Annotated in this window: 17 protein-coding genes and 1 riboswitch; of the genes, 5 read left to right on the top strand and 12 right to left on the bottom strand. The window is 70.0% G+C overall.

Annotated features, from left to right (window positions below; genetic code table 11):
- Window positions 1-17: 17 nt before the first annotated feature.
- Complete coding sequence (locus tag ACFXOM_RS13575; protein ID WP_384948116.1) at window positions 18-683, bottom strand: TetR family transcriptional regulator; 666 nt, start codon at window positions 681-683, stop codon at window positions 18-20.
- Between the two features lie 108 nt (window positions 684-791).
- Here ACFXOM_RS13575 and ACFXOM_RS13570 point away from each other — a divergent pair, with 108 nt between their 5' ends.
- The gene (locus ACFXOM_RS13570; RefSeq protein ID WP_384948118.1) at window positions 792-2,303 is read left to right on the top strand and encodes an FAD-dependent monooxygenase; all 1,512 of its coding nucleotides are present in this window, start codon (window positions 792-794) and stop codon (window positions 2,301-2,303) included.
- Between the two features lie 46 nt (window positions 2,304-2,349).
- On the opposite strand, the gene ACFXOM_RS13565 is transcribed toward ACFXOM_RS13570, so the two are convergent.
- The 11 genes from ACFXOM_RS13565 to ACFXOM_RS13515 all read right to left on the bottom strand — a co-directional run bounded on the left by ACFXOM_RS13565 (window position 2,350) and on the right by ACFXOM_RS13515 (window position 14,110).
- On the bottom strand, window positions 2,350-2,856 hold the full coding sequence (locus ACFXOM_RS13565) for a hypothetical protein (protein WP_384942514.1): 507 nt from the start codon (window positions 2,854-2,856) through the stop codon (window positions 2,350-2,352).
- A gap of 203 nt (window positions 2,857-3,059) precedes the next feature.
- The gene (locus tag ACFXOM_RS13560) at window positions 3,060-3,899 is read right to left on the bottom strand and encodes a thioesterase family protein (protein ID WP_384942512.1); all 840 of its coding nucleotides are present in this window, start codon (window positions 3,897-3,899) and stop codon (window positions 3,060-3,062) included.
- 26 nt (window positions 3,900-3,925) lie between these two features.
- Window positions 3,926-4,612, bottom strand: coding sequence for a trimeric intracellular cation channel family protein (locus tag ACFXOM_RS13555; RefSeq protein WP_384942510.1), 687 nt, complete (start codon window positions 4,610-4,612; stop codon window positions 3,926-3,928).
- A 138-nt stretch (window positions 4,613-4,750) separates the two neighbouring features.
- Window positions 4,751-5,977 (bottom strand): ABC transporter ATP-binding protein, encoded by a 1,227-nt coding sequence (locus ACFXOM_RS13550; protein ID WP_384942508.1) that lies wholly within the window; start codon window positions 5,975-5,977, stop codon window positions 4,751-4,753.
- Window positions 5,978-5,991: 14 nt separating this feature from the next.
- A complete protein-coding gene (locus ACFXOM_RS13545) occupies window positions 5,992-7,101 on the bottom strand; it encodes an ABC transporter ATP-binding protein (protein WP_384942506.1) in 1,110 nt (369 codons plus the stop codon).
- Window positions 7,098-8,111, bottom strand: coding sequence for an ABC transporter permease (locus ACFXOM_RS13540; RefSeq protein WP_384942504.1), 1,014 nt, complete (start codon window positions 8,109-8,111; stop codon window positions 7,098-7,100). The genes ACFXOM_RS13545 and ACFXOM_RS13540 overlap by 4 nt, the downstream gene beginning before the upstream one ends.
- A 121-nt stretch (window positions 8,112-8,232) precedes the next feature.
- Window positions 8,233-9,987, bottom strand: coding sequence for an ABC transporter substrate-binding protein (locus ACFXOM_RS13535; protein ID WP_384942502.1), 1,755 nt, complete (start codon window positions 9,985-9,987; stop codon window positions 8,233-8,235).
- Between the two features lie 25 nt (window positions 9,988-10,012).
- On the bottom strand, window positions 10,013-11,011 hold the full coding sequence (locus ACFXOM_RS13530) for an ABC transporter permease (RefSeq protein ID WP_384942500.1): 999 nt from the start codon (window positions 11,009-11,011) through the stop codon (window positions 10,013-10,015).
- Window positions 11,012-11,341: 330 nt separating this feature from the next.
- Window positions 11,342-12,127 carry an enhanced serine sensitivity protein SseB C-terminal domain-containing protein gene (locus ACFXOM_RS13525; protein ID WP_384942496.1) on the bottom strand — a complete coding sequence of 262 codons (786 nt, stop codon included), beginning with the start codon at window positions 12,125-12,127 and terminating at the stop codon, window positions 11,342-11,344.
- 143 nt (window positions 12,128-12,270) lie between these two features.
- Window positions 12,271-13,011, bottom strand: a complete 741-nt coding sequence (locus ACFXOM_RS13520) for an enhanced serine sensitivity protein SseB (protein WP_384946857.1) — start codon at window positions 13,009-13,011, stop codon at window positions 12,271-12,273.
- A 424-nt stretch (window positions 13,012-13,435) separates the two neighbouring features.
- Window positions 13,436-14,110, bottom strand: a complete 675-nt coding sequence (locus ACFXOM_RS13515) for an AAA family ATPase (RefSeq protein WP_385037953.1) — start codon at window positions 14,108-14,110, stop codon at window positions 13,436-13,438.
- Between the two features lie 127 nt (window positions 14,111-14,237).
- Window positions 14,238-14,335: riboswitch (glycine riboswitch) on the top strand.
- 148 nt (window positions 14,336-14,483) lie between these two features.
- Here ACFXOM_RS13515 and gcvT point away from each other — a divergent pair.
- The 4 genes from gcvT to ACFXOM_RS13495 all read left to right on the top strand — a co-directional run bounded on the left by gcvT (window position 14,484) and on the right by ACFXOM_RS13495 (window position 18,927).
- Window positions 14,484-15,599, top strand: a complete 1,116-nt coding sequence (gene gcvT / locus ACFXOM_RS13510; RefSeq protein WP_384942490.1) for a glycine cleavage system aminomethyltransferase GcvT — start codon at window positions 14,484-14,486, stop codon at window positions 15,597-15,599.
- 86 nt (window positions 15,600-15,685) lie between these two features.
- A complete protein-coding gene (gene gcvH, locus ACFXOM_RS13505; RefSeq protein WP_384942489.1) occupies window positions 15,686-16,060 on the top strand; it encodes a glycine cleavage system protein GcvH in 375 nt (124 codons plus the stop codon).
- A gap of 29 nt (window positions 16,061-16,089) precedes the next feature.
- Complete coding sequence (glyA, locus tag ACFXOM_RS13500; protein ID WP_384942487.1) at window positions 16,090-17,349, top strand: serine hydroxymethyltransferase; 1,260 nt, start codon at window positions 16,090-16,092, stop codon at window positions 17,347-17,349.
- A gap of 210 nt (window positions 17,350-17,559) precedes the next feature.
- On the top strand, window positions 17,560-18,927 hold the full coding sequence (locus ACFXOM_RS13495; RefSeq protein WP_384942486.1) for an L-serine ammonia-lyase: 1,368 nt from the start codon (window positions 17,560-17,562) through the stop codon (window positions 18,925-18,927).
- Window positions 18,928-19,255 lie beyond the last annotated feature (328 nt).

Raw genomic sequence — 19,255 nt, 5'->3', positions numbered from 1 at the left:
ATCCGGGCCTGGCCGGCTCAGCGGGCGAACGCCCCCGGCGGCCCGCCCGCGAGTGCGGCGTCGAGGCCGTGGGCGAGCATGCCGAAGGCCCGGTCGGCGTCCGCCACGGCCTCGGCGTAGACCTCGTCCGCACTGCGCCCCGAGGCGATCCGCCGCCAGTTCGCCCGGCCCAGCTCCTGACGCACCGTCACCAGATGGAGTGCGGCCATCCGGGCCTCCAGCGGCGTGACCGAGTCCGGCTCCAGCGCATCGGCGAGCAGTTCCGCCTCGCGGGCGGTGTAGCGGGCCTGCCCGCTCTCCAGGCCGGCCGTGGAGTAAAGCAGGCGCTGGAAGGCCACGACGTCCGGCACGTCACACAGCCCGGTGATGGGGTCGCGCTCGCGCAGCGCGACGAGGAAGTGCTCGTGCAGCGCCCGCACGGGAGCGCACCCCGCGGGGCGGGACCGCACGATCCGGGCGGCCTCGTCCTGGTGGTCCGCGAAGCGGTCCAGGACCAGGTCCTCTTTGCACGCGAAGTAGCGGAACAGGGTCGGCTTGGACACGTCGGCCGCCGCCGCGACATCCGCCACCGACACCTCATCGAAGCCCCGTTCGAGGAACAGCTCGAGCGCCACGTCCGCGAGGTGGCGCCTCGTGCGCTGCTTCTTGCTCTCCCGCAACCCCGGGCCGGACCCCTCACTCATGCCCGTCAGGCTAGCACACAATGTGAAACCAAGTTAATTTTGTAACCGAGTTGTATTTTTGGGGGCGCGAGGACTTCACTGGTGGCACCGACCACGGAAGGAAGCGCGATGACGGATGTACTGATCGTGGGGGCCGGCCCCACCGGGCTGACCCTGGCGTGCGATCTCGCCCGGCGGGGCACGGCGGTGCGCATCATCGACCGTCGAGCCGCACCGCACCGCGAGTCCCGCGGCAAGGGCCTCCATCCCCGCAGCCTCGAGGTGTTCGAGGCGCTCGGCGCAGCCGAGCCGGTCCTCGCGACGGGCACGGTCCGCCTCGTGCTCCGCAAGTACTTCGACGGTGTCCACGTGAAGGACACGGACCCCTTCGGGGACGACGCGCCACTCCCCCGTTCCCCTTACCGCAGCGGCGTGCTCATCGGGCAGTGGCAGGTCGAGGAAATCCTCCGCCGGCGACTCGGCGGGTTCGGCGTCGCGGTCGAGTACGGCGCGGACCTCACGGCGCTCACCCAGGACACGGAGGGCGTGAACGCCGTCCTCGCCGACGGGCGCACCCTTCGGACCGCACATCTCGTGGGCTGCGACGGAGGCCGCAGCACCGTCCGCATGGTGCTCGGCATCACCTTCGAGGGGCACACGGGGCCCGCGCCGACGATGGTCTGCGGGGACGTTGAGGCACCGGGCCTCAGCCGGGAGTACTGGCACCAGTGGTTCACCAGCGAGCGCGAGGGGATGATGCTGTGCCCCATGCCGGGCACCGACTCCTTCCAGCTCCAGGCTTCCCCCGAACACGACGATCGGGGTGTTTGCATGACGCCCTCGTTGGAGGGTTTCCAGCGTCTGTTCGACCGACACGCGCGGATGCCCGGCATCCGGTTGCAGCAGGCGAGCTGGCTGTCGACCTGGCAGGTCAACGTCCGGTTGGCCGACCGGCTGCGCGTCGGCCGGGTGTTCCTCGCGGGGGACGCCGCCCATGTCCACCCCATCGCGGGTGGCCTCGGGATGAACACCGGCATCCAGGACGCGTTCAACCTGGGCTGGAAGCTCTCGCTCGCCCTGACCGGACACGCAGGACCGGCTCTCCTGGACACCTACGAGGAGGAGCGGCTTCCGGTCGCCGCCGCGACCCTGGACATCACGACCGACCGGCTGCTTCGCGTGCTGGAGGCGGTCAGGCAACCGGGCAAGGGCACCGAGACGGGCCTCACACCTCCTTTGGGCACCACGTACCGGTGGAGCTCCCTGGCTCGGGGTGACGGGACGCGGACCCTGCGACCGGGCGACCGGGCCCCGGACGCGCTCGCCACGGACGGGTCCGGGCGCCCGGTGCGCCTCCACGAGCTCCTGGCCGAACCCCGGTTCACCCTGCTCGGGTTCGGGCCTGCTGTCGCTACTGCCCTGCGTGACGTCGCCGCCTCCTACGGCGATGTCGTCAGCACGCACGCCCTGCACCCGGCTCCGGCCCGCGCGGGCGTCGCCGCCGACGAGGACGCCTCCCGCGTCTACGGAATCGACGGCAAGGCCCTCGTGCTCGTGCGTCCCGACATGCACGTGGCACTGGTGGCGCCGGGCGACGACCCGGGTCCCGTGCGCGCCTACCTCGACGGACTGCGCGGCTGACGGACGGCCGCAGCCGGTCGTGGTGGTGGTCACGGCCGCGCCGCCGCTACTTCCCCGCGTCGACGGGGCGCCCCTCGCCGACCATGAAGCGCCACACCAGCCCGTGGCCGAGGACGATCAGCAGGATGAGCAGCACCGCCTCGGCCTCGATGGGCCGCAGGCCGACGACGTCGGCGAGTTCGGGCGCCGCCCCCACCACCGCGATCAGGACGTAGACGACGGCTGCCGCCGCCTGCAGGGCGCGTACAGGAGGGGACCCGCCACCACCCCGGGCTGCTCGGCCGCGGCCGAGCAGCCGGACGGTGGAGACGCACCCCACCACGGCGATCACGATGAAGCTCGCCCGCCATACCCCCGGTGTCCCGGCGCCGCCCACCTGCGCGAACAGCCCCATCAGGGCGGGCAGCAAGAAGGAGAGGTAGATCCCTCCGACGATCCGGCGCAGTGCCGGCCGACCCGTCCAGTCGGCGTGCCCCTGCACCACGTTCCACCACAGCCCCACCAGGGTGAAGCAGGTGGCCGAGAAGAGCGCGTAGAAGGTGCTGACGTCCATCGGGGCCTCCTGCGTCGGGATCAGCACGCCGCACCCCGACGCCTGCCCGACCAGGTGGCGTCGTCGGCGGGGAGGGCCCGGCCGGCGTGCAGCGAGCGTGCCACGCCCGTGCCGTCGCCGCGGGTAACCGACACTCCCCGCCACTCGGCCGGGCGTCCCCGCGAAGGCGGGTGACCCCCTGCGGGCAGCCCCCTTCGGCCTAGCTAAGCCTTGGCCAGCTGGCGGGACTGGGCGACCAGCCGGTCCGCGCTGTCCCAGACTTCGGCGTCCTCCTCCAGGAAGCCGCCCGCCAGGTTGCGCGTGGTGATGGCGACCCGCAACGGTCCGGGCGCAGGACGGCACCGGATGTGCGTGGTGAGTTCGACGGTCGGGGTCCAGCCCTGGATCCCCAGCTCGAACGCGGTGGGGGGCAGGGCGTCCACCGTCAGCAGCAAGGACAGCGGGTCGGCGTCACGGCCGTCCGCGAGACCGAACCAGGAGCGCATCTCGCCGTTGCCGGAGGGCGCTCCGACAGCCCAGCCGACGGTGGCGGGGTCGAGCCTGAGGTTCAGCCGGTCGATGATCGCGTTGGAGCCGGGGATGGCGGGAGCGGGACCGTCGCCCGGACCGAGGCAGAGCTCGTACGGCGGGATCTCCGGCGGCTTCGCGGTGGTACGGACGTCGTCCGGCAGGCCGTCCAGGTCGCCATAGGTGGCGAGGACACGGATCCGCTCGATCTCCGTGCCGTCCTCGTCGTACTGGAAGAGCGAGGCCTGCCCGGTGGAGAGGGTCCGTCCGGTACGAACCACCTCGGTGCGGATCAGCGCGCGTCCCGGTGCGGACGGGCTGAGGTAGTACGCCGAGACCGTGAACGGGTCGGGGTGCGGCAGTGCGTCCCCGAGCGCGCGGCCGAGCAGCGCCAGCAGGTAGCCGCCGTTGACCGCGCTGATGATCGTCCATCCTTCGGACAGTTCCGCGTCGTAGACGCCCGGGACGCGCGGGTCCCGGAGGGTGACAGCGGTGTCGCGGTCGAACTCGCTGTCGCCGATGGTTGCCTGTGCCATGCTCGGAACCGTACAGCAAGAAATTACTAAGCGGTAGCTTTCTCAGGGTTTTCGTCCTGGGGCTCGACCGCCGAGGACCGACGGTTCCAGGCGCGCGGCGCCCTCCAGCGGAAACGCAGGGCGAAGAGCCGCAAGCCGAAGGCGGTCACGGCGGCGAGCCCGCTCGTGGCGGCGTTGAGCACGCCGTAGTGGATGCAGAGCACGACCATCGTGGCGCCGACCATCGCCGGCACGGCGTAGAGGTCCCGGTCCCAGCGCAGCAGCGACGGGACCTCGTTGGCGAGGACGTCGCGCAGCACGCCGCCACCCACGGCGGTGGCGAGACCGAGCACGGCGGAGGAGGTCAGGCCGAGGCCGTACTCGTACGCCTTGGTGGTCCCGGTGACGCAGAAGAGTCCGAGCCCCGCGGCATCGAACACGTTGACCGAGCCCTGGATCCGCTCGACCTCGGGGTGCAGGAAGAAGACCAGGCCGGCAGCGACCAGGGGCATCAGGAAGAAGCCCAGGTCCGTGAAGGCCGCAGGCGGTACGGCACCGATGATCAGGTCCCGGAAGAGTCCCCCGCCCAGCGCCGTGACCTCGGCGAGCACCGCGATGCCGAACACGTCGAAGTTCTTGCGCACGGCGAGCAGCGCACCGGAGATCGCGAAGACGAAGATCCCGGCGAGGTCGAGCGCATGCTGGACGGAGGGGGTGAACAGTTCGTGGAGCACCGCCCAATTGTGACGCCTCGGACCAGCGGCGACGGCCCCGGGCCGGCACCCGGACCTCGCACCGGGAGGCGCCCCCGCCCGGGGCGAGCGGGGCCGCCCCCCGGACGGGCGGCGCCACCTGGTGCCCGTCGAGCGTCCTCAGGCCTTGTCGTCGCTCCCGGCGTCGGTGCCGTCGGTGTCCCGGGCGGCGTCGCCCGTGGCGCGCGCGTCCTGCGTCGGGCTCGTGTCCGCGGTCGCAGCCGGCGATCCTGCCGCGGGCTCCGCGGAGTCCGCCGCCTCGGGCGTCGCCGACACGATCTCGACCGCCTCGCGGGCCGAGGGCACGGCCGACGTGTCGGCGGGTGCCTGGTCCGGTGCGTTCTCCGGGTGGTGGCAGGCGACCTCGTGACCCGTCTGGAGCGTGAGTAGCTGCGGCTCCTGCTGCTTGCAGATCTCCGTCGCCTTCCAGCAGCGGGTGTGGAAGCGGCAGCCGCTCGGCGGCGAGATCGGTGACGGGACGTCGCCCTTCAGCAGGATCCGCTCGCTCTTCGCACCGCGGCGCCGCGGGTCGGGCACCGGCACCGCCGAGAGCAGCGCCTTGGTGTACGGGTGCATCGGCGACTCGTAGAGCGACGCGCGGTCGGCGATCTCCACGATCTTGCCGAGGTACATGACCGCGATGCGGTCCGAGACGTGGCGGATCACCGAGAGGTCGTGCGCGATGATCACGTAGGTGAGGCCGAGTTCGTCCTGCAGGTCGTCGAGGAGGTTGACCACCTGCGCCTGGATGGACACGTCGAGAGCGGAGACCGGCTCGTCCGCGACGACCAGCTTGGGCTTCAGCGCGAGGGCCCGGGCGATCCCGATGCGCTGGCGCTGACCACCGGAGAACTCGTGGGGGTAGCGGTTGTAGTGCTCGGGGTTGAGACCCACGAGTTCCATCAGCCGCTGGACCTCCTTCTTCACCCCGCCTTCGGGCGTGACGCCCTGCAACGTGAACGGCGCCGAGACGATGGTGCCGATCGTGTGCCGGGGGTTCAGCGACGAGTACGGGTCCTGGAAGATCATCTGGACGTCCCGGCGCAGCGGCCGCATGCCGCCCGCGGACAGGTGCGTGATGTCCGTGCCCTCGAACTCGACCTTCCCGCCGGTGGGTTCGAGCAACCGGGTGATCAACCGGCCCATGGTCGACTTGCCGCAGCCGGACTCACCGACCACGCCCAGCGTCTCACCGGGGCGCACGTCGAACGAGATGCCGTCGACCGCCTTGACCGCACCGCTCTGCCGCCGCAACAGACCCTTGCGGATCGGGAAGTGCTTGATCAGCCCTTCCACCTTGAGCAGCGGTTCGGCCGACGCGGGCGGCGCGGACTGCTTCGGGATCACTGCTTCCTCATCACTCACAGCTTCGGCGCAATCTCTTCGGTCCAGATCCGGGTGCGTTCCTCCGTCGACATGTGGCATGCCGAGAAGTGACCGTCGCCCACCTCCGCCAGATCGGGGCGCGTCGTACGCGTGACGTTGTCCTTGGGCACGTCCGCGTACGGGCAACGCGGATTGAACGCGCAGCCCTCCGGCACGTTGATCAGTGACGGCGGCTGCCCCTTCACGGGGATCAGCCGTTCGGTCTGCTCCCGGTCGATCCGCGGCATCGACCCGAGCAGACCCCAGGTGTAGGGGTGCCGCGGCTCGTAGAAGACCTGCTCGGCCGAGCCGCGCTCGACACACCGCCCGCCGTACATGACCAGCAGCTCGTCGGCCATCTCCGCAACGACACCGAGGTCGTGCGTGATCATGATGACTGCGGAGCCGAACTCCTTCTGCAGGTCCCGGATGAGGTCGAGGATCTGTGCCTGGACGGTCACGTCCAGGGCGGTCGTCGGCTCGTCCGCGATGAGCAACGAGGGATTGTTGACCAGCGCCATCGCAATCATGGCGCGTTGGCGCATGCCGCCGGAGAACTCGTGCGGGTACGAATCGACGCGGTTGCCCGGCTCCGGGATGCCGACCCGGTCGAGCATCTCGATCGCCCGGGTGCGGGCGACCTTCTTGGTGACCTTGTTGTGGACCCGGTACGCCTCCACGATCTGGGCACCGACCGTGTAGTACGGGTGCATCGCCGACAGCGGGTCCTGGAAGATCATGGCCATCTTCTGCCCGCGCAGTCGCCGCACGTGGTCGGCGTCCGCCCCGATGAGCTCCTCGCCGTCCAGCCACACCTCGCCGGAGATCCGGACGTTGGGGGCGGCGCGGTGCAGGCCCATCACCCCGAGGGAAGTGACGGACTTCCCGGAGCCGGACTCTCCCACGACGCCCAGGGTCTGGCCCCGTTTCACGTCGAAGCTGACGCCGTCGACCGACTTCACGAGACCGTCGTCGGTCTGGAAGTGGATGCGCAGGTCCCGTACCGAGAGGAAGGCGTCTTCGCCGCCGCGAGGGGCGGGCACCGGCTCGCCGACGGCGGCGGGGGCCGCCGTACCGACGGCCTGCTCCTTGGAAACCTCGCTCACGAGTACCTCACCCTGGGGTCGATGGCGGCGTACACCAGGTCCACCAGCAGATTGCAGAAGACGATGAAGAAGGCGGCGGTCAGGGTCACGCCCATCACGATCGGCAGGTCGTTCTCCTGCACGCTCTTGATGGCGTACTGGCCCATGCCCTGGAAGGAGAAGACCGTCTCCGTGATGACCGCACCACCGAGCAACAGGCCGAAGTCCATGCCGAAGATGGTGACGATCGGGGTGAGCGCGGCGCGCAACCCGTGCTTGCCGATGACCCGGCTCTCCGTCAGGCCCTTGGCGCGGGCGGTGCGGATGTAGTCCTCGCCCATGGTCTCCAGCATTCCGGCCCTGGTGAGCCGGGCGTAGAGCGCGGAGTACAGGAAGGCCAGTGAGCACCACGGAACCAGCAGGTTCCAGGCCCATTCGGCGGGGTTCTCGGTGAACGGCACGTAGTTGATGCCGTCGGACCAGATCGGCCACTGGACGGTGAGGACACCGAGCGCCAGCATGCCCGTGAAGAAGATCGGGAGGGAGACGCCGGCGAGGGCGACGCCCATGAAGAAGCGGTCGAGGAACGAACCCCGCTTCAGCGCGGAGACGACGCCCGTGGCGACACCGGTGATCAGCCAGATCACCGAGGCGCCGATGGCCAGCGAGAAGGTGACCGGAACGCGCGCGGTGATCTCGGGCCAGACTTCGATGTGGCGCTTGAAGGAGTAGCCGAAGCAGGGGGCGTCGCAGTGAGAGGCGTCGGGGCCGAACTTGTAGTCCGCACCGACGAAGATCTGCCGAATGAAGTCCCAGTACTGCTGGTAGAGCGGCTGGTCGAGGCCGAGGTTGCGCTTGACCGCGGCCACGGTGTCGGGGTTGGCGTCCTTGCCCACGTACTGGGCCGCCAGCTGGTCCATCGTCTGCCCGGCGAGCCGGGGGACGAGGAAGAAGATCGCGAAGGTGACTGCGCTGACGACGAGCAGCAACAGCACCGCGCCGAAGACGCGTCGAATGATGTACGCAGCCACAGCTATCCGGCGCCGGTGTCCGCCGGCGGCCTGTCGGCTCCCCCGCGGGGAGCGTACGGCCGACCGGCGGACACCGGTGCCATCACCTGCCTTTCGAACGTTCGAGGTCGGGAACCCGCTGCTACTTGGCGGAACCCATCAGCAGGTAGTCGTACATTCCGAGGTAGGCCTGGGTGACCGTCACGTTGGTCGCCGACTCGGGCCGAAGGAGCAGGTTCTTGCGGTAGATCAGCGGGACCGCGGTGGCACCCTCGACGACCGCCTTGTCGACGTCGCCCCAGACCTTCTCGCGGGCGGCGGAGTCGGTCGTCGCGATGCCCTTGTTGAGCATCTCGTTGACCTTCGGGTCGTTGAGCTCCTGGACGTTGTTGCCACCGGACGGCTTGATGGCCGCACCGTTGACGATCTGGTCCAGGAAGCCGAACCCGGTGGGCCAGTCGGCACCCCATGCCGTCATGATCATGCCGAGCTTGTTGGCGTGCACGTAGCTCGGGTTACCGGCGAAGTTCTGGAAGTACTTGCCCGCGGGGAAGGACTTGATCTCGACGTTGATGCCGATCTTCTTCAGCGAAGCCTGGACCGCGGTGGCCATGGCCATCTCGGCCGGACGGTCGGCGCGGGCCGACAGGTTGGTCGAGAAACCGTTCGGCTGGCCGCACTTCTTCAGCGCTTCCTTGGCCTTGGCGACGTCGCCCTTGTTGCCCTCGGACGGGTACAGGTCGAACTTGGCGTACCCGGCGACGGTCGGCGGGATCAGCGTGGACGCGACGTCACCCTTGGGGTCACCGCCCTGCGCGGCCTGGATCGAAGCCTTGTCGATGCCCCACTGCACGGCCTTGCGGCACTCGATGTTGTTGAACGGCGGGACGTTGACGTTCAGACCGATGTACGAGGTGGCCCCTGCGTACGCGTTGTCCGTCTGCTTCTTCAGCTTCGCCTGGGTGAGCACCTTCGGCTGGGTCGCGGGCGCGACACCGGTGCCCGCAGCGTCGACGGTGATGTTGTCGGAGAGGAGGTTGTTGTCGACCGTCTCGTGCTTCACCTTGAAGCGGATGGTGATCTTGTCCGGCAGGGCCGGGCGCAGCTTGTCGGTCTTCGGGTCCCAGTTCTCGTTGCGGACCAGGGTGGCGCTGCGGCCCTCCTCGTACGACTGGAACTTGTACGGGCCGGACGACACGATGTGCTTGACGTACTCGGCACCCTTGTCCGCCGCGCGCGGCACGGGGGCGGTCTGCGAGAAGGTCGCCAGGTAGTCGAAGTCCGCGAACGCGTCCTTCAGTTTGAAGACGATGGTGCTGTCGTCGGGGGTCTCGATCGAGGCGATGCCCGCCGGGTTCTTGTCCTTGTACGGGCCCTGGTACTTGTCACCACCGACGAGGTGGGACTTGAAGTAGGTCGGGCCGTTGGAGAGGGCCTCGGGTGCGAAGTTCGACCGCTCGACGGCGTACTTGACGTCCTTCGAGGTGATCGGCGTGCCGTCCTCGAACTTCAGACCCTTCTTGAGGGTGTACGTCCAGGTCTTCGCATCCGGGCTGGGCTTGCCCAGGGACTCCGCGAGGTCCGGGACGACCTCCAGCCCCTCCTTGCCGGCCGCCGGCTTGAAGCCGGTCAGCGTACGGCCGTACAGGCGGGAGAAGTTCTGCACCCAGCCGTAGTAGGTGTTGCCCGGGTCGAGCGAGTCCGGCTCGTCCGACAGCTCGTACGAGACCGTTCCGCCCTTCTTGTCGGACTTGTTGACGATCGACGTCAGTGCGGCGTCCGTGGTGCCGGAACCGCCCTTGCCGCCCTTGTCGTCATTCGAACCACCGCAGGCGGACGCCCCCAGCGTCAGCACCACAGCTGTGGCGATCACAACCGATGCTTTACGAGTGTTCACCGAGGAAAGCCCCCTCAATCGTGGATTATTTGCTGCGCGGGTCGAGGGCGTCTCGCAGCCCGTCGCCCAGCAGGTTGAACGCCAGGACCGTGATGAAGATCGCCAGGCCCGGCACGATCATGTACTGCGGGTCGGCCTGGTAGGTCTCGGCCGCAGTGGTGAGCATTCCGCCCCAGGAAGCCTGCGGGGGTGCGATGCCGACACCCAGGAAGCTGAGGCCCGCCTCGAAGAGGATGTTGGTCGGGATCAGCAGCGTCGCGTAGACCAGGACCGGTGCGACGAGGTTCGGCAGCAGTTCACGGAAGAGGATGAACGGACCGCGGGCGCCGAGAGACCTGGCCGCCTCGACGAACTCCCGGTTGCGCAGGCTCATCGTCTGGGCCCGCACGATACGGCCCATGTAAGGCCAGCTGAAGAAGCCGATCACGAAGATCAGCACGCCGATCCGCAGGGGTAGACCGCTGAGGCCGAACGCACCGTCCTGCAGGGTCGCCGACAGCGAGATCGCGAACAGGAGCAGCGGGAACGCCAGGAAGGTGTCCATCATCCGGCTGATGAGGGTGTCGACCCAGCCCCCGTAGAACCCGGCGACCACGCCCATCACCACGCCGATGACGACCGATACCAGCGTCGCACCGCCGGCGACGAGGAGGGAGACCCAGGATCCTTCGATGATGCGGGCCAGCAGGTCCCGGCCGAACTGGGGGTCGATGCCGAGCAGGTGGTCCCAGCTCATGCCGCCCCAAGCTCCCTTGGGAGCCAGCAGCGCCGGATCGATGAGGTCCTGGTGGAACTCGTTGGGGTCCATGCCGAACACCGCCTGGATCGGCTTGGCCAGCACGGCGAGCAGAATGAGGAGGAAGACGACGATCCCGCCGACGACGGCCGGCTTGTCCCGCTTGAAGCGGGTCCAGGCGATCTGCCCGAGCGACCTGCCTTCGATCTGGCTCTGTTTGGCCCCCGTGAGGACTGCCTCCGGCTGCGCCTCGGCGGCCGATCCGGTGGTCTCGATCGGTGCGGTCACAGTGGCCTTGACCCCTCTCGGCCGACACTCGCCGGCCCCCTACATGCCGCAACGGCGGCCTGTCTCACAACACTTGGCGCAGTTCGCACAAAGAGCCCGGGGCCCGTTGTAAGCGGGAGTCTTCAACGGGCCGGCGATCACTCGCCAGACCCGGTGGTGAATGTTTGCGTAAACGTGATGCGAGCAGGCACCTTCCGTTATCCGGACACTCGACGGTCCTGAACGGCACAGGTGTAGCAAGTACCCGTCAGTAAAGGGGCGATGGGGACCGATTCGCCCCAACGGGGTCTCGAGGGGCGGACGTACGCAAGGGCCGCGTTCTGAGCACGCTCAGTAAGCGCGGGAGGCGGCCGGCGGATAGCCGTAGCCGGACGACGGCGGAGGTGCGGCGTGCGCCTCGCGGTCGTAGAAAGGACGGGCGTTGACCCGCAGCCACATCGTCACCGGGTCGTACTCGTCGGACATGGCCACGGTGGACACGGGGAGCCCGTCCGGCACGGCGGCGATGGAGTGCTGCATCATCGCGCGCACGCTGTCCACGGACTGCTGGCCGGTGTCGTACAGGTCGAGCCCGATGGCGAGGTACGGCGCACCCAGCGCCGGCTGCACCCAGGCTCTGCGGAGCGAGCGCACGGCCGGGGTGCGGTGGGCGTTCTGCGTGAGCAGGGCGTAGAACTGGGGGATGTCGATGGACGGGTCGGTGAGCCGCAGCGGCCCCGCGGGCATCCGGTCGAGCCCGGTGGCGATGCGGCGCAGGTCGAGCCACGGGATGCCGATCCCGCCGCCGGGCGCATGCGGGTTGAGCCAGATGCCCCACCGGTCGGGGTAGAGAGCGCGGGCGACGTCCGCCCCGCCGACGACTTCGTGGGCCCGGGTCCACCCGGAGGCGGAGAGCTCCTGGGCGGAAGTGACGCACGGCGCGTAGCCGAGGCCGTCGACCTCCATGTTCCCGTACTGGGCGTCGGAGGATCCGGCCCGGCCGTGCCAGAGGAGCATCCAGACCTGGCCGTCGGCAAGGGCCTGGAGCAGTGCCTCATACGCGTCGTAGCGTCCTGGCGTCACCTGGCGCAGCATGTGCTCGACCTGCCCGGCCGCCGCGGTGCCTGACGCGCTCACTGTGGGTCCCGCCCCTCTTCTGATCCGCCATTCCGTGGCGCCGCTCCCCCGAAGCCTCCGGCGTGGGGGCGCCTCCTGCACACGGGTGCGGGGGCCACGTCATCAAACCAGCTTAAGCGGCCGTACCGACACCGACTTGACGACTAGGGGTACTGCCGGGCGTAGAAGGGCCGGACCCGGTTGAGCATCCAGTCGCCGACCGGGTCCTGGGCGACGTCCAGCAGGACCAGGTTGACCGGCCATTTCACCGCGACCCTGCCGAGCGCCCGTCCCAGCGCGTCCATGGGGGCGGTGCGGTCGTGGCCCTCGAAGGAGGACAACTGGACACCGACGAACAGCACCGGGTCGTCCCCTTCGATGCTGGCCAGCACCCGCCGTGCGGTCTGGACGACACGGGTCGACTCGAACTCGCCGGCCGCAGCCGCGAGGAAGTCGACGGGCTCCTCCTGCCAGTCCGGCTCGAAGAGCCGCACCCGTCCGCCACTGGCGGGCCCGTCCAGCGGGGTGCGTCCGAACCGGCACAGCTCCGCGACGGCCGGCGGCGGCAGCGGTACGCCGACGGCTCCGCCCGGGTTCACGGCGATGCCGAGCTGCGGGGGCAACCCCCGGGCGAAATCGATCGCGGGGGCCTCGGCGTGGGACATCTGGTCGCCCATGCAGAGCACGAACTGCTCGTGGGAGCTGAAGACGGGCACGTACGGCGCACCGTCGACCTCCAGGGTCGGCAGGTCCAGGCTGGGGCTGTCCGGACCGCCTCCGTTGGGCAGCGGCACCCATACGGCGCTGCGGCCCAGCACCTCGATCAGGCGACCGCCCGCCGTGGCGTTCCCCACCGAAGCGGCCAGCACCTCTTCGAGCTCGTTGGCGGGCCAAGTCGTGTCCACTGCGTTCCCCGCTTCCCCGTCCGGCCGCGTCCCGGCCGCATCGTCCTGCGAAAAGCAGGGTAGCGCCAGCACCGCCGGAGGACGGCCGCCCGGTCCGCGCGTTCGCGGAGCCCCGGCGGAGGAACCTCCTGGCGATCGCCGTCCGGACCGGTGGATCCCGACTGTCGGGGCCGCTGACGTGCTCCGACCGTCCCTGCACCCGTTCCGACCGCTCCCGTCCTGCCCGGGGGCACCCGTCGACCGTGCAGGGGCGCCGCGACCGGCGAGACGCCCCACCTGCGTCCCGCCGCCGCCCGGCGTTCGGATGCCGCGGCGCGGCGGCACCGGCCCGCGGTCCGCCCGTTCCGACCGCGCGGTGCCGGGCCGTACGCCCCGGAAGGGCTCCCGCGCTCGGGCGCGGGGGCCGGCACCGCGCCCGAGGACCTCAGCGGCCCCGGAAGCCGATCCGCGTCAGTGACGTCGCCGCGTCCCGGTCCAGCAGGACCGCGGAGGCACTGCCGGCGGGGAGCCGTCCGCGCTCCGCGTCGCGGACCAGCCTTCGCACCGCACGGCGGTGCCGGGCGAATGCGTACCCCGAGACCCCGCGGCCGCGCTCCTGCTGTCCCGCGAGTGCCACGTCGGGGGCGACGTCCAGCACCACCAGGTGGAGGGCGCGGCCACGACGGCGCGCCTTGCGGGCCAGCCAGTGCCGCACCCAGGACTGGGTGCCGCAGTCATGCACGATCACGCCGGCGCCGGAACGCAGGGCGGCCCGCAGGCCGGCGTAGTGCGCGATGCGCACCAGCGGGCGGTACACGGCGTACGGCAGCATCCGCGGCATCCGCAGGTCCCAGCGCTCCCGGGTGTTCTGCGAGTCGATCCCGCCGCCCCGGACCGCGCGTCGGATCAGCGTGGACTTGCCGCTGCCGGGCAGTCCGGAAATCACCACCACGTCCCCGGACGCGAAGAGCAGGCTGTGCGGGCTCCGCCCGGCTCGCTCCCGCAGATCGCGGACGACGGGCGGGGACGCCGACGCGCCGAGGAACCTCCGGGCGGGCAGGCCCGGGCGGGCCGTCGCGCCGGCAGTCGTCACGCATGCACCGGACCGCTGCAACGCCATCACTCTCCCCCTGTCAGGTCTCCGGAACCCTGCCCAAGAAGCTTAAAGAAAAGGTAATGCCCCACAAGTGATTTGCCGATGAGGGCACCCGTGCAATGATGTGCGCGCCAACTGCATACCGGCCGCTTGAATCCGCGCGGGAGAGTCCCGGCCACAGTGTGGGCCGGGCGCCGAAGGAGCAAGTACCTCCCTTGAATCTCTCAGGCCCCGTACCGCGCGCGATGAGGCAGATCTGAAAAGCGGGCCGCACGCCGTGGCTCCACCCAAGGTGCAAGTCGTGACCGCGCTCCGTGTGGTCGTGATGAACCTCTCAGGTTTCGATGACAGATGGGGAGGATCGTCCTCGCCAGTCATGCCCTGGGAGCCCCATCACATGAGCACCACCCTCCGTCTCACCGCCCTCGATGCCGTGCATCGCTCGCTGGGCGCGAACATGACCGACTTCGCCGGCTGGGACATGCCCCTGCGGTATTCCAGCGAGCGCGACGAGCACAACGCCGTACGGAGCAGGGCCGGACTCTTCGACCTCTCCCACATGGGTGAGATCACCGTGACCGGCCCGCAGGCGGCCGCCCTGTTGGACCACGCGCTGGTCGGCAACATCGGTGCCGTGGCCGCGGGCCGCGCCCGATACACCATGATCTGTCAGGAGGACGGTGGAATCCTCGACGACCTGATCGTGTACCGCCTCGGCGACACGGAGTACATGGTCGTCGCCAACGCGTCCAACGCGCAGGTGGTCCTCGACGCCCTGGTGGCCCGCTCCGAGGGCTTCGACGCGGAGGTCCGCGACGACCGCGACGCGTACGCGCTGATCGCCGTGCAGGGCCCCGAGTCCCCCGGCATCCTCGCGTCGCTCACCGACGCCGACCTGGACGGCCTCAAGTACTACGCCGGCCTGCCGGGCACCGTCGCCGGCGTCCCGGCGCTCATCGCCCGCACCGGCTACACCGGTGAAGACGGCTTCGAACTCTTCGTCGCCCCGGGCGACGCGGAGAAGCTGTGGCAGGCCCTGACCGATGCGGGCGAGGGCGTGGGCCTGATCCCGTGCGGTCTGTCCTGCCGCGACACGCTGCGCCTGGAAGCGGGCATGCCGCTCTACGGACACGAGCTGACCACCGCCCTCACTCCCTTCGACGCGGGTCTCGGCCGGGTCGTGAAGTTCGAGAAGGAGGGGGACTTCGTGGGGCGCGGGGCCCTGGAGGTCGCCGCCGAGCGCGCCGCGGCCAACCCGCCCCGCAAGCTCGTCGGCCTCGTTGCCGAAGGCCGCAGAGTGCCCCGTGCGGGCATGTCCGTCGTGTCCGGCGGTCAGGTGATCGGCGAGGTCACGTCGGGCGCCCCGTCCCCGACGCTCGGCAAGCCGATCGCCATGGCGTACGTGGACGCGGCCCACGCCGAACCCGGTACGGCGGGCGTCGGCGTCGACGTCCGCGGTACCCATGAGCCGTACGAGGTCGTGGCGCTGCCCTTCTACAAGCGCCAGAAGTAGTGCCGGGTCCGGTGCCTCCGGGTCCCGGACCTGCCAGAACCCCCTCACGTGCACAGCACTCCCCCGCATACAGGAGAATTCAGGTCATGAGCAACCCCCAGCAGCTGCGTTACAGCAAGGAGCACGAGTGGCTCTCGGCCGCCGAGGACGGCGTGTCGACGATCGGCATCACGGAGCACGCGGCGAACGCCCTGGGCGACGTCGTGTACGTCCAGCTCCCCGAGGTCGGTGACACCGTGACCGCGGGCGAGACCTGCGGTGAGCTGGAGTCGACCAAGTCGGTCAGCGATCTGTACTCCCCGGTTTCCGGCGAGGTCGTCGAGGCCAACCAGGACGTCGTGGACGACCCGTCGCTGGTGAACACCGCCCCGTTCGAGGGCGGCTGGCTGTTCAAGGTGCGGGTCGCGGAGGAGCCGAAGGACCTGCTCTCCGCCGACGAGTACACCGACTTCGCCGGCTGACCCACGACCACAGGCAAAGGGATCGCGTGATGTCGCTTCTCAACACCCCTCTCCACGAGCTCGACCCGGACGTCGCCGCCGCCGTCGACGCCGAGCTCCACCGTCAGCAGTCCACCCTGGAGATGATCGCTTCGGAGAACTTCGCTCCGGTCGCGGTCATGGAGGCCCAGGGCTCCGTCCTCACCAACAAGTACGCCGAGGGCTACCCGGGCCGCCGCTACTACGGCGGCTGCGAGCACGTCGACGTGGTCGAGCAGATCGCGATCGACCGCATCAAGGAGCTGTTCGGCGCCGAGCACGCCAACGTGCAGCCGCACTCGGGCGCCCAGGCCAACGCCGCCGCGATGTTCGCCCTGCTCAAGCCGGGCGACACGATCATGGGCCTGAACCTCGCGCACGGCGGGCACCTGACCCACGGCATGAAGATCAACTTCTCCGGCAAGCTCTACAACGTGGTCGCCTACCACGTCGACGACCAGACCGGTCAGGTCGACATGGCCGAGGTCGAGCGGCTCGCCAAGGAGTCCAAGCCGAAGCTGATCGTGGCCGGCTGGTCGGCGTACCCCCGCCAGCTGGACTTCGCCGCCTTCCGCCGGATCGCGGACGAGGTGGGCGCGTACCTGATGGTGGACATGGCCCACTTCGCGGGCCTGGTCGCCGCGGGTCTGCACCCCAACCCGGTGCCGCACGCCCACGTGGTGACCACGACCACCCACAAGACGCTGGGTGGCCCGCGCGGCGGCGTCATCCTGTGCACCTCCGAGCTCGCCAAGAAGATCAACTCGGCGGTCTTCCCCGGTCAGCAGGGCGGCCCGCTGGAGCACGTCATCGCGGCGAAGGCCGTTTCCTTCAAGGTCGCGGCTTCCGAGGAGTTCAAGGAGCGGCAGCAGCGCACCCTGGAGGGCTCGAAGATCATCGCCGAGCGCCTGGTCCGGGACGACGTCCGGCAGGCCGGCGTCTCCGTCCTGTCCGGCGGTACGGACGTGCATCTGGTCCTCGTGGACCTGCGGCACTCCGAGCTCGACGGCCAGCAGGCCGAGGACCGTCTCCACGAGGTCGGCATCACGGTCAACCGGAACGCCGTGCCGAACGACCCCCGCCCGCCCATGGTCACCTCGGGTCTGCGCATCGGCACGCCGGCGCTCGCGACCCGCGGCTTCGGGGCCGAGGACTTCCGCGAGGTGGCCGACATCATCGCCGAGACCCTCAAGCCGTCGTACGACGCCGAGGCCCTCCGCGCGCGGGTGACGGCGCTCGCCGCGAAGCACCCGCTCTACCCTGGGCTGTAAGAGCAGCTCGGAGCAGAACAAACGGGGCACCGCACACACTGGACCACTGGACTGTGAGTGCGGTGCCCCGCACCATGCGAACGGGACCGTCCCTCTGCGCGTGCCTCCCGTGCCACCGTCTCCCCACCAAGCCCGAAACAGCACCTGCGCCCCCTGATCTCTGCACCACCCCGGCAGACGACGGCGTCTACCAACCCAAGGAGTTCCACCGTGGCCATATCGGTCTTCGACCTGTTCTCGATCGGCATCGGCCCGTCCAGCTCCCACACGGTCGGCCCGATGCGTGCGGCACGCATGTTCGCCCGCCGGCTGAAGAACGAGGGTGTGCTGGCGCACACCACCACGGTCCGCGCCGAGCTGTACGGCTCGCTCGGCGCCACCGGACACGGCCACGGCACCCCCAAGGCCGTCCTGCTGGGACTGGAGGGCAACTCCCCCCGCACGGTCGACGTCGAAACGGCCGACGAGCAGGTCGAGCGGATCCGGTCGAGCAAGCGGATCAACGTCCTCGGTGTGCACGAGATCGACTTCGACGCGGACGAGGACCTGGTCCTGCACCGCCGCAAGGCCCTCCCGTACCACGCGAACGGCATGAGCCTGCGAGCCTGCGACGCCGACGGCGGGACGCTGCTGGAGAAGACCTACTACTCGGTGGGCGGCGGATTCGTCGTGGACGAGGACGCGGTCGGCGAGGACCGCATCAAGCTCGACGACACCGTGCTGAAGTTCCCCTTCCGCACCGGCGACGAACTGCTGCGGCTCAGCTCCGAAACCGGCCTGTCGATCTCCTCGCTGATGATGGAGAACGAGAAGGCCTGGCGCACCGAGGAGGAGATCCGCGAGGGGCTCCTGGAGATCTGGCGGGTCATGCAGGCCTGCGTCTCGCGCGGCATGTCCCGCGAGGGCATCCTGCCCGGTGGCCTGAAGGTCAGGCGTCGGGCCGCCACCAGCGCCCGCAAGCTGCGCTCCGAGGGCAATCCGCAGGCCCTCGCGATGGAGTGGATCACTCTCTACGCCATGGCGGTGAACGAGGAGAACGCCGCGGGCGGCCGGGTCGTCACCGCCCCCACGAACGGGGCAGCGGGCATCATCCCGGCGGTCCTGCACTACTACATGAACTTCGTGCCCGGTGCGGACGAGGACGGCGTCGTCCGCTTCCTGCTCGCCGCGGGCGCGATCGGCATGCTCTTCAAGGAGAACGCCTCGATCTCCGGGGCCGAGGTCGGCTGCCAGGGTGAGGTCGGCTCGGCCTGCTCCATGGCCGCCGGCGCGCTCGCCGAGGTGCTGGGCGGCTCGCCCGAGCAGGTGGAGAACGCCGCGGAGATCGGCATGGAGCACAACCTCGGCCTGACCTGCGACCCGGTCGGCGGACTGGTGCAGATCCCGTGCATCGAGCGCAACGGCATGGCTGCGGTGAAGGCCGTCACCGCGGCGAAGATGGCGATGCGCGGGGACGGCAGTCACAAGGTCTCCCTGGACAAGGTCATCAAGACCATGAAGGAGACCGGCGCGGACATGTCCGTGAAGTACAAGGAGACCGCGCGCGGCGGGCTCGCGGTGAACATCATCGAGTGCTGACGAACAGGCCCCGACCAGCGCCGGCGCACCGTGCGGCGGGGTCGGGGCCGCCCTGTCCGCGGGGCGGGACCGCAGGAGGGGGGCCGGTTCGTCTGCGCGTCCTCCCGCCTGGGCGTACGCCACGCGGGTCCCGGCGGTCTGCGCCGATTAGGCGCCCGATCCCACGTGCTCGAGGCCTGACGCGGCGCGGGCTCGGGCGACGCCCGGAACGGCGGTGGGGGGGGGGGGGGGGGGGCGGGGGGGGCGACCCCCCCCAGGGGGAGGCCTTTCTTCTGGGGGGGCGAAAACCGTCCCCCCCCATCCCTCCCCCCCCCCCCCCCTCCCCCTT

The sequence above is a fragment of the Streptomyces sp. NPDC059169 genome (genome assembly GCF_042755225.1).
In the GTDB taxonomy this organism is placed as follows: domain Bacteria; phylum Actinomycetota; class Actinomycetes; order Streptomycetales; family Streptomycetaceae; genus Streptomyces.
This window is presented reverse-complemented; position numbering and strand designations above follow the sequence as displayed.

What these genes read in the sequence shown, in the direction of transcription:
- gcvT (WP_384942490.1), top strand. Translation starts at nt 14,484, where the DNA reads ATGAGCACCACCCTCCGTCTCACCGCCCTCGATGCCGTGCATCGCTCG.
- gcvH (WP_384942489.1), top strand. Translation starts at nt 15,686, where the DNA reads ATGAGCAACCCCCAGCAGCTGCGTTACAGCAAGGAGCACGAGTGGCTC.
- ACFXOM_RS13515 (WP_385037953.1), bottom strand. Translation starts at nt 14,110, where the DNA reads ATGGCGTTGCAGCGGTCCGGTGCATGCGTGACGACTGCCGGCGCGACG.
- ACFXOM_RS13575 (WP_384948116.1), bottom strand. Translation starts at nt 683, where the DNA reads ATGAGTGAGGGGTCCGGCCCGGGGTTGCGGGAGAGCAAGAAGCAGCGC.
- ACFXOM_RS13565 (WP_384942514.1), bottom strand. Translation starts at nt 2,856, where the DNA reads ATGGACGTCAGCACCTTCTACGCGCTCTTCTCGGCCACCTGCTTCACC.
- ACFXOM_RS13560 (WP_384942512.1), bottom strand. Translation starts at nt 3,899, where the DNA reads ATGGCACAGGCAACCATCGGCGACAGCGAGTTCGACCGCGACACCGCT.
- glyA (WP_384942487.1), top strand. Translation starts at nt 16,090, where the DNA reads ATGTCGCTTCTCAACACCCCTCTCCACGAGCTCGACCCGGACGTCGCC.
- ACFXOM_RS13570 (WP_384948118.1), top strand. Translation starts at nt 792, where the DNA reads ATGACGGATGTACTGATCGTGGGGGCCGGCCCCACCGGGCTGACCCTG.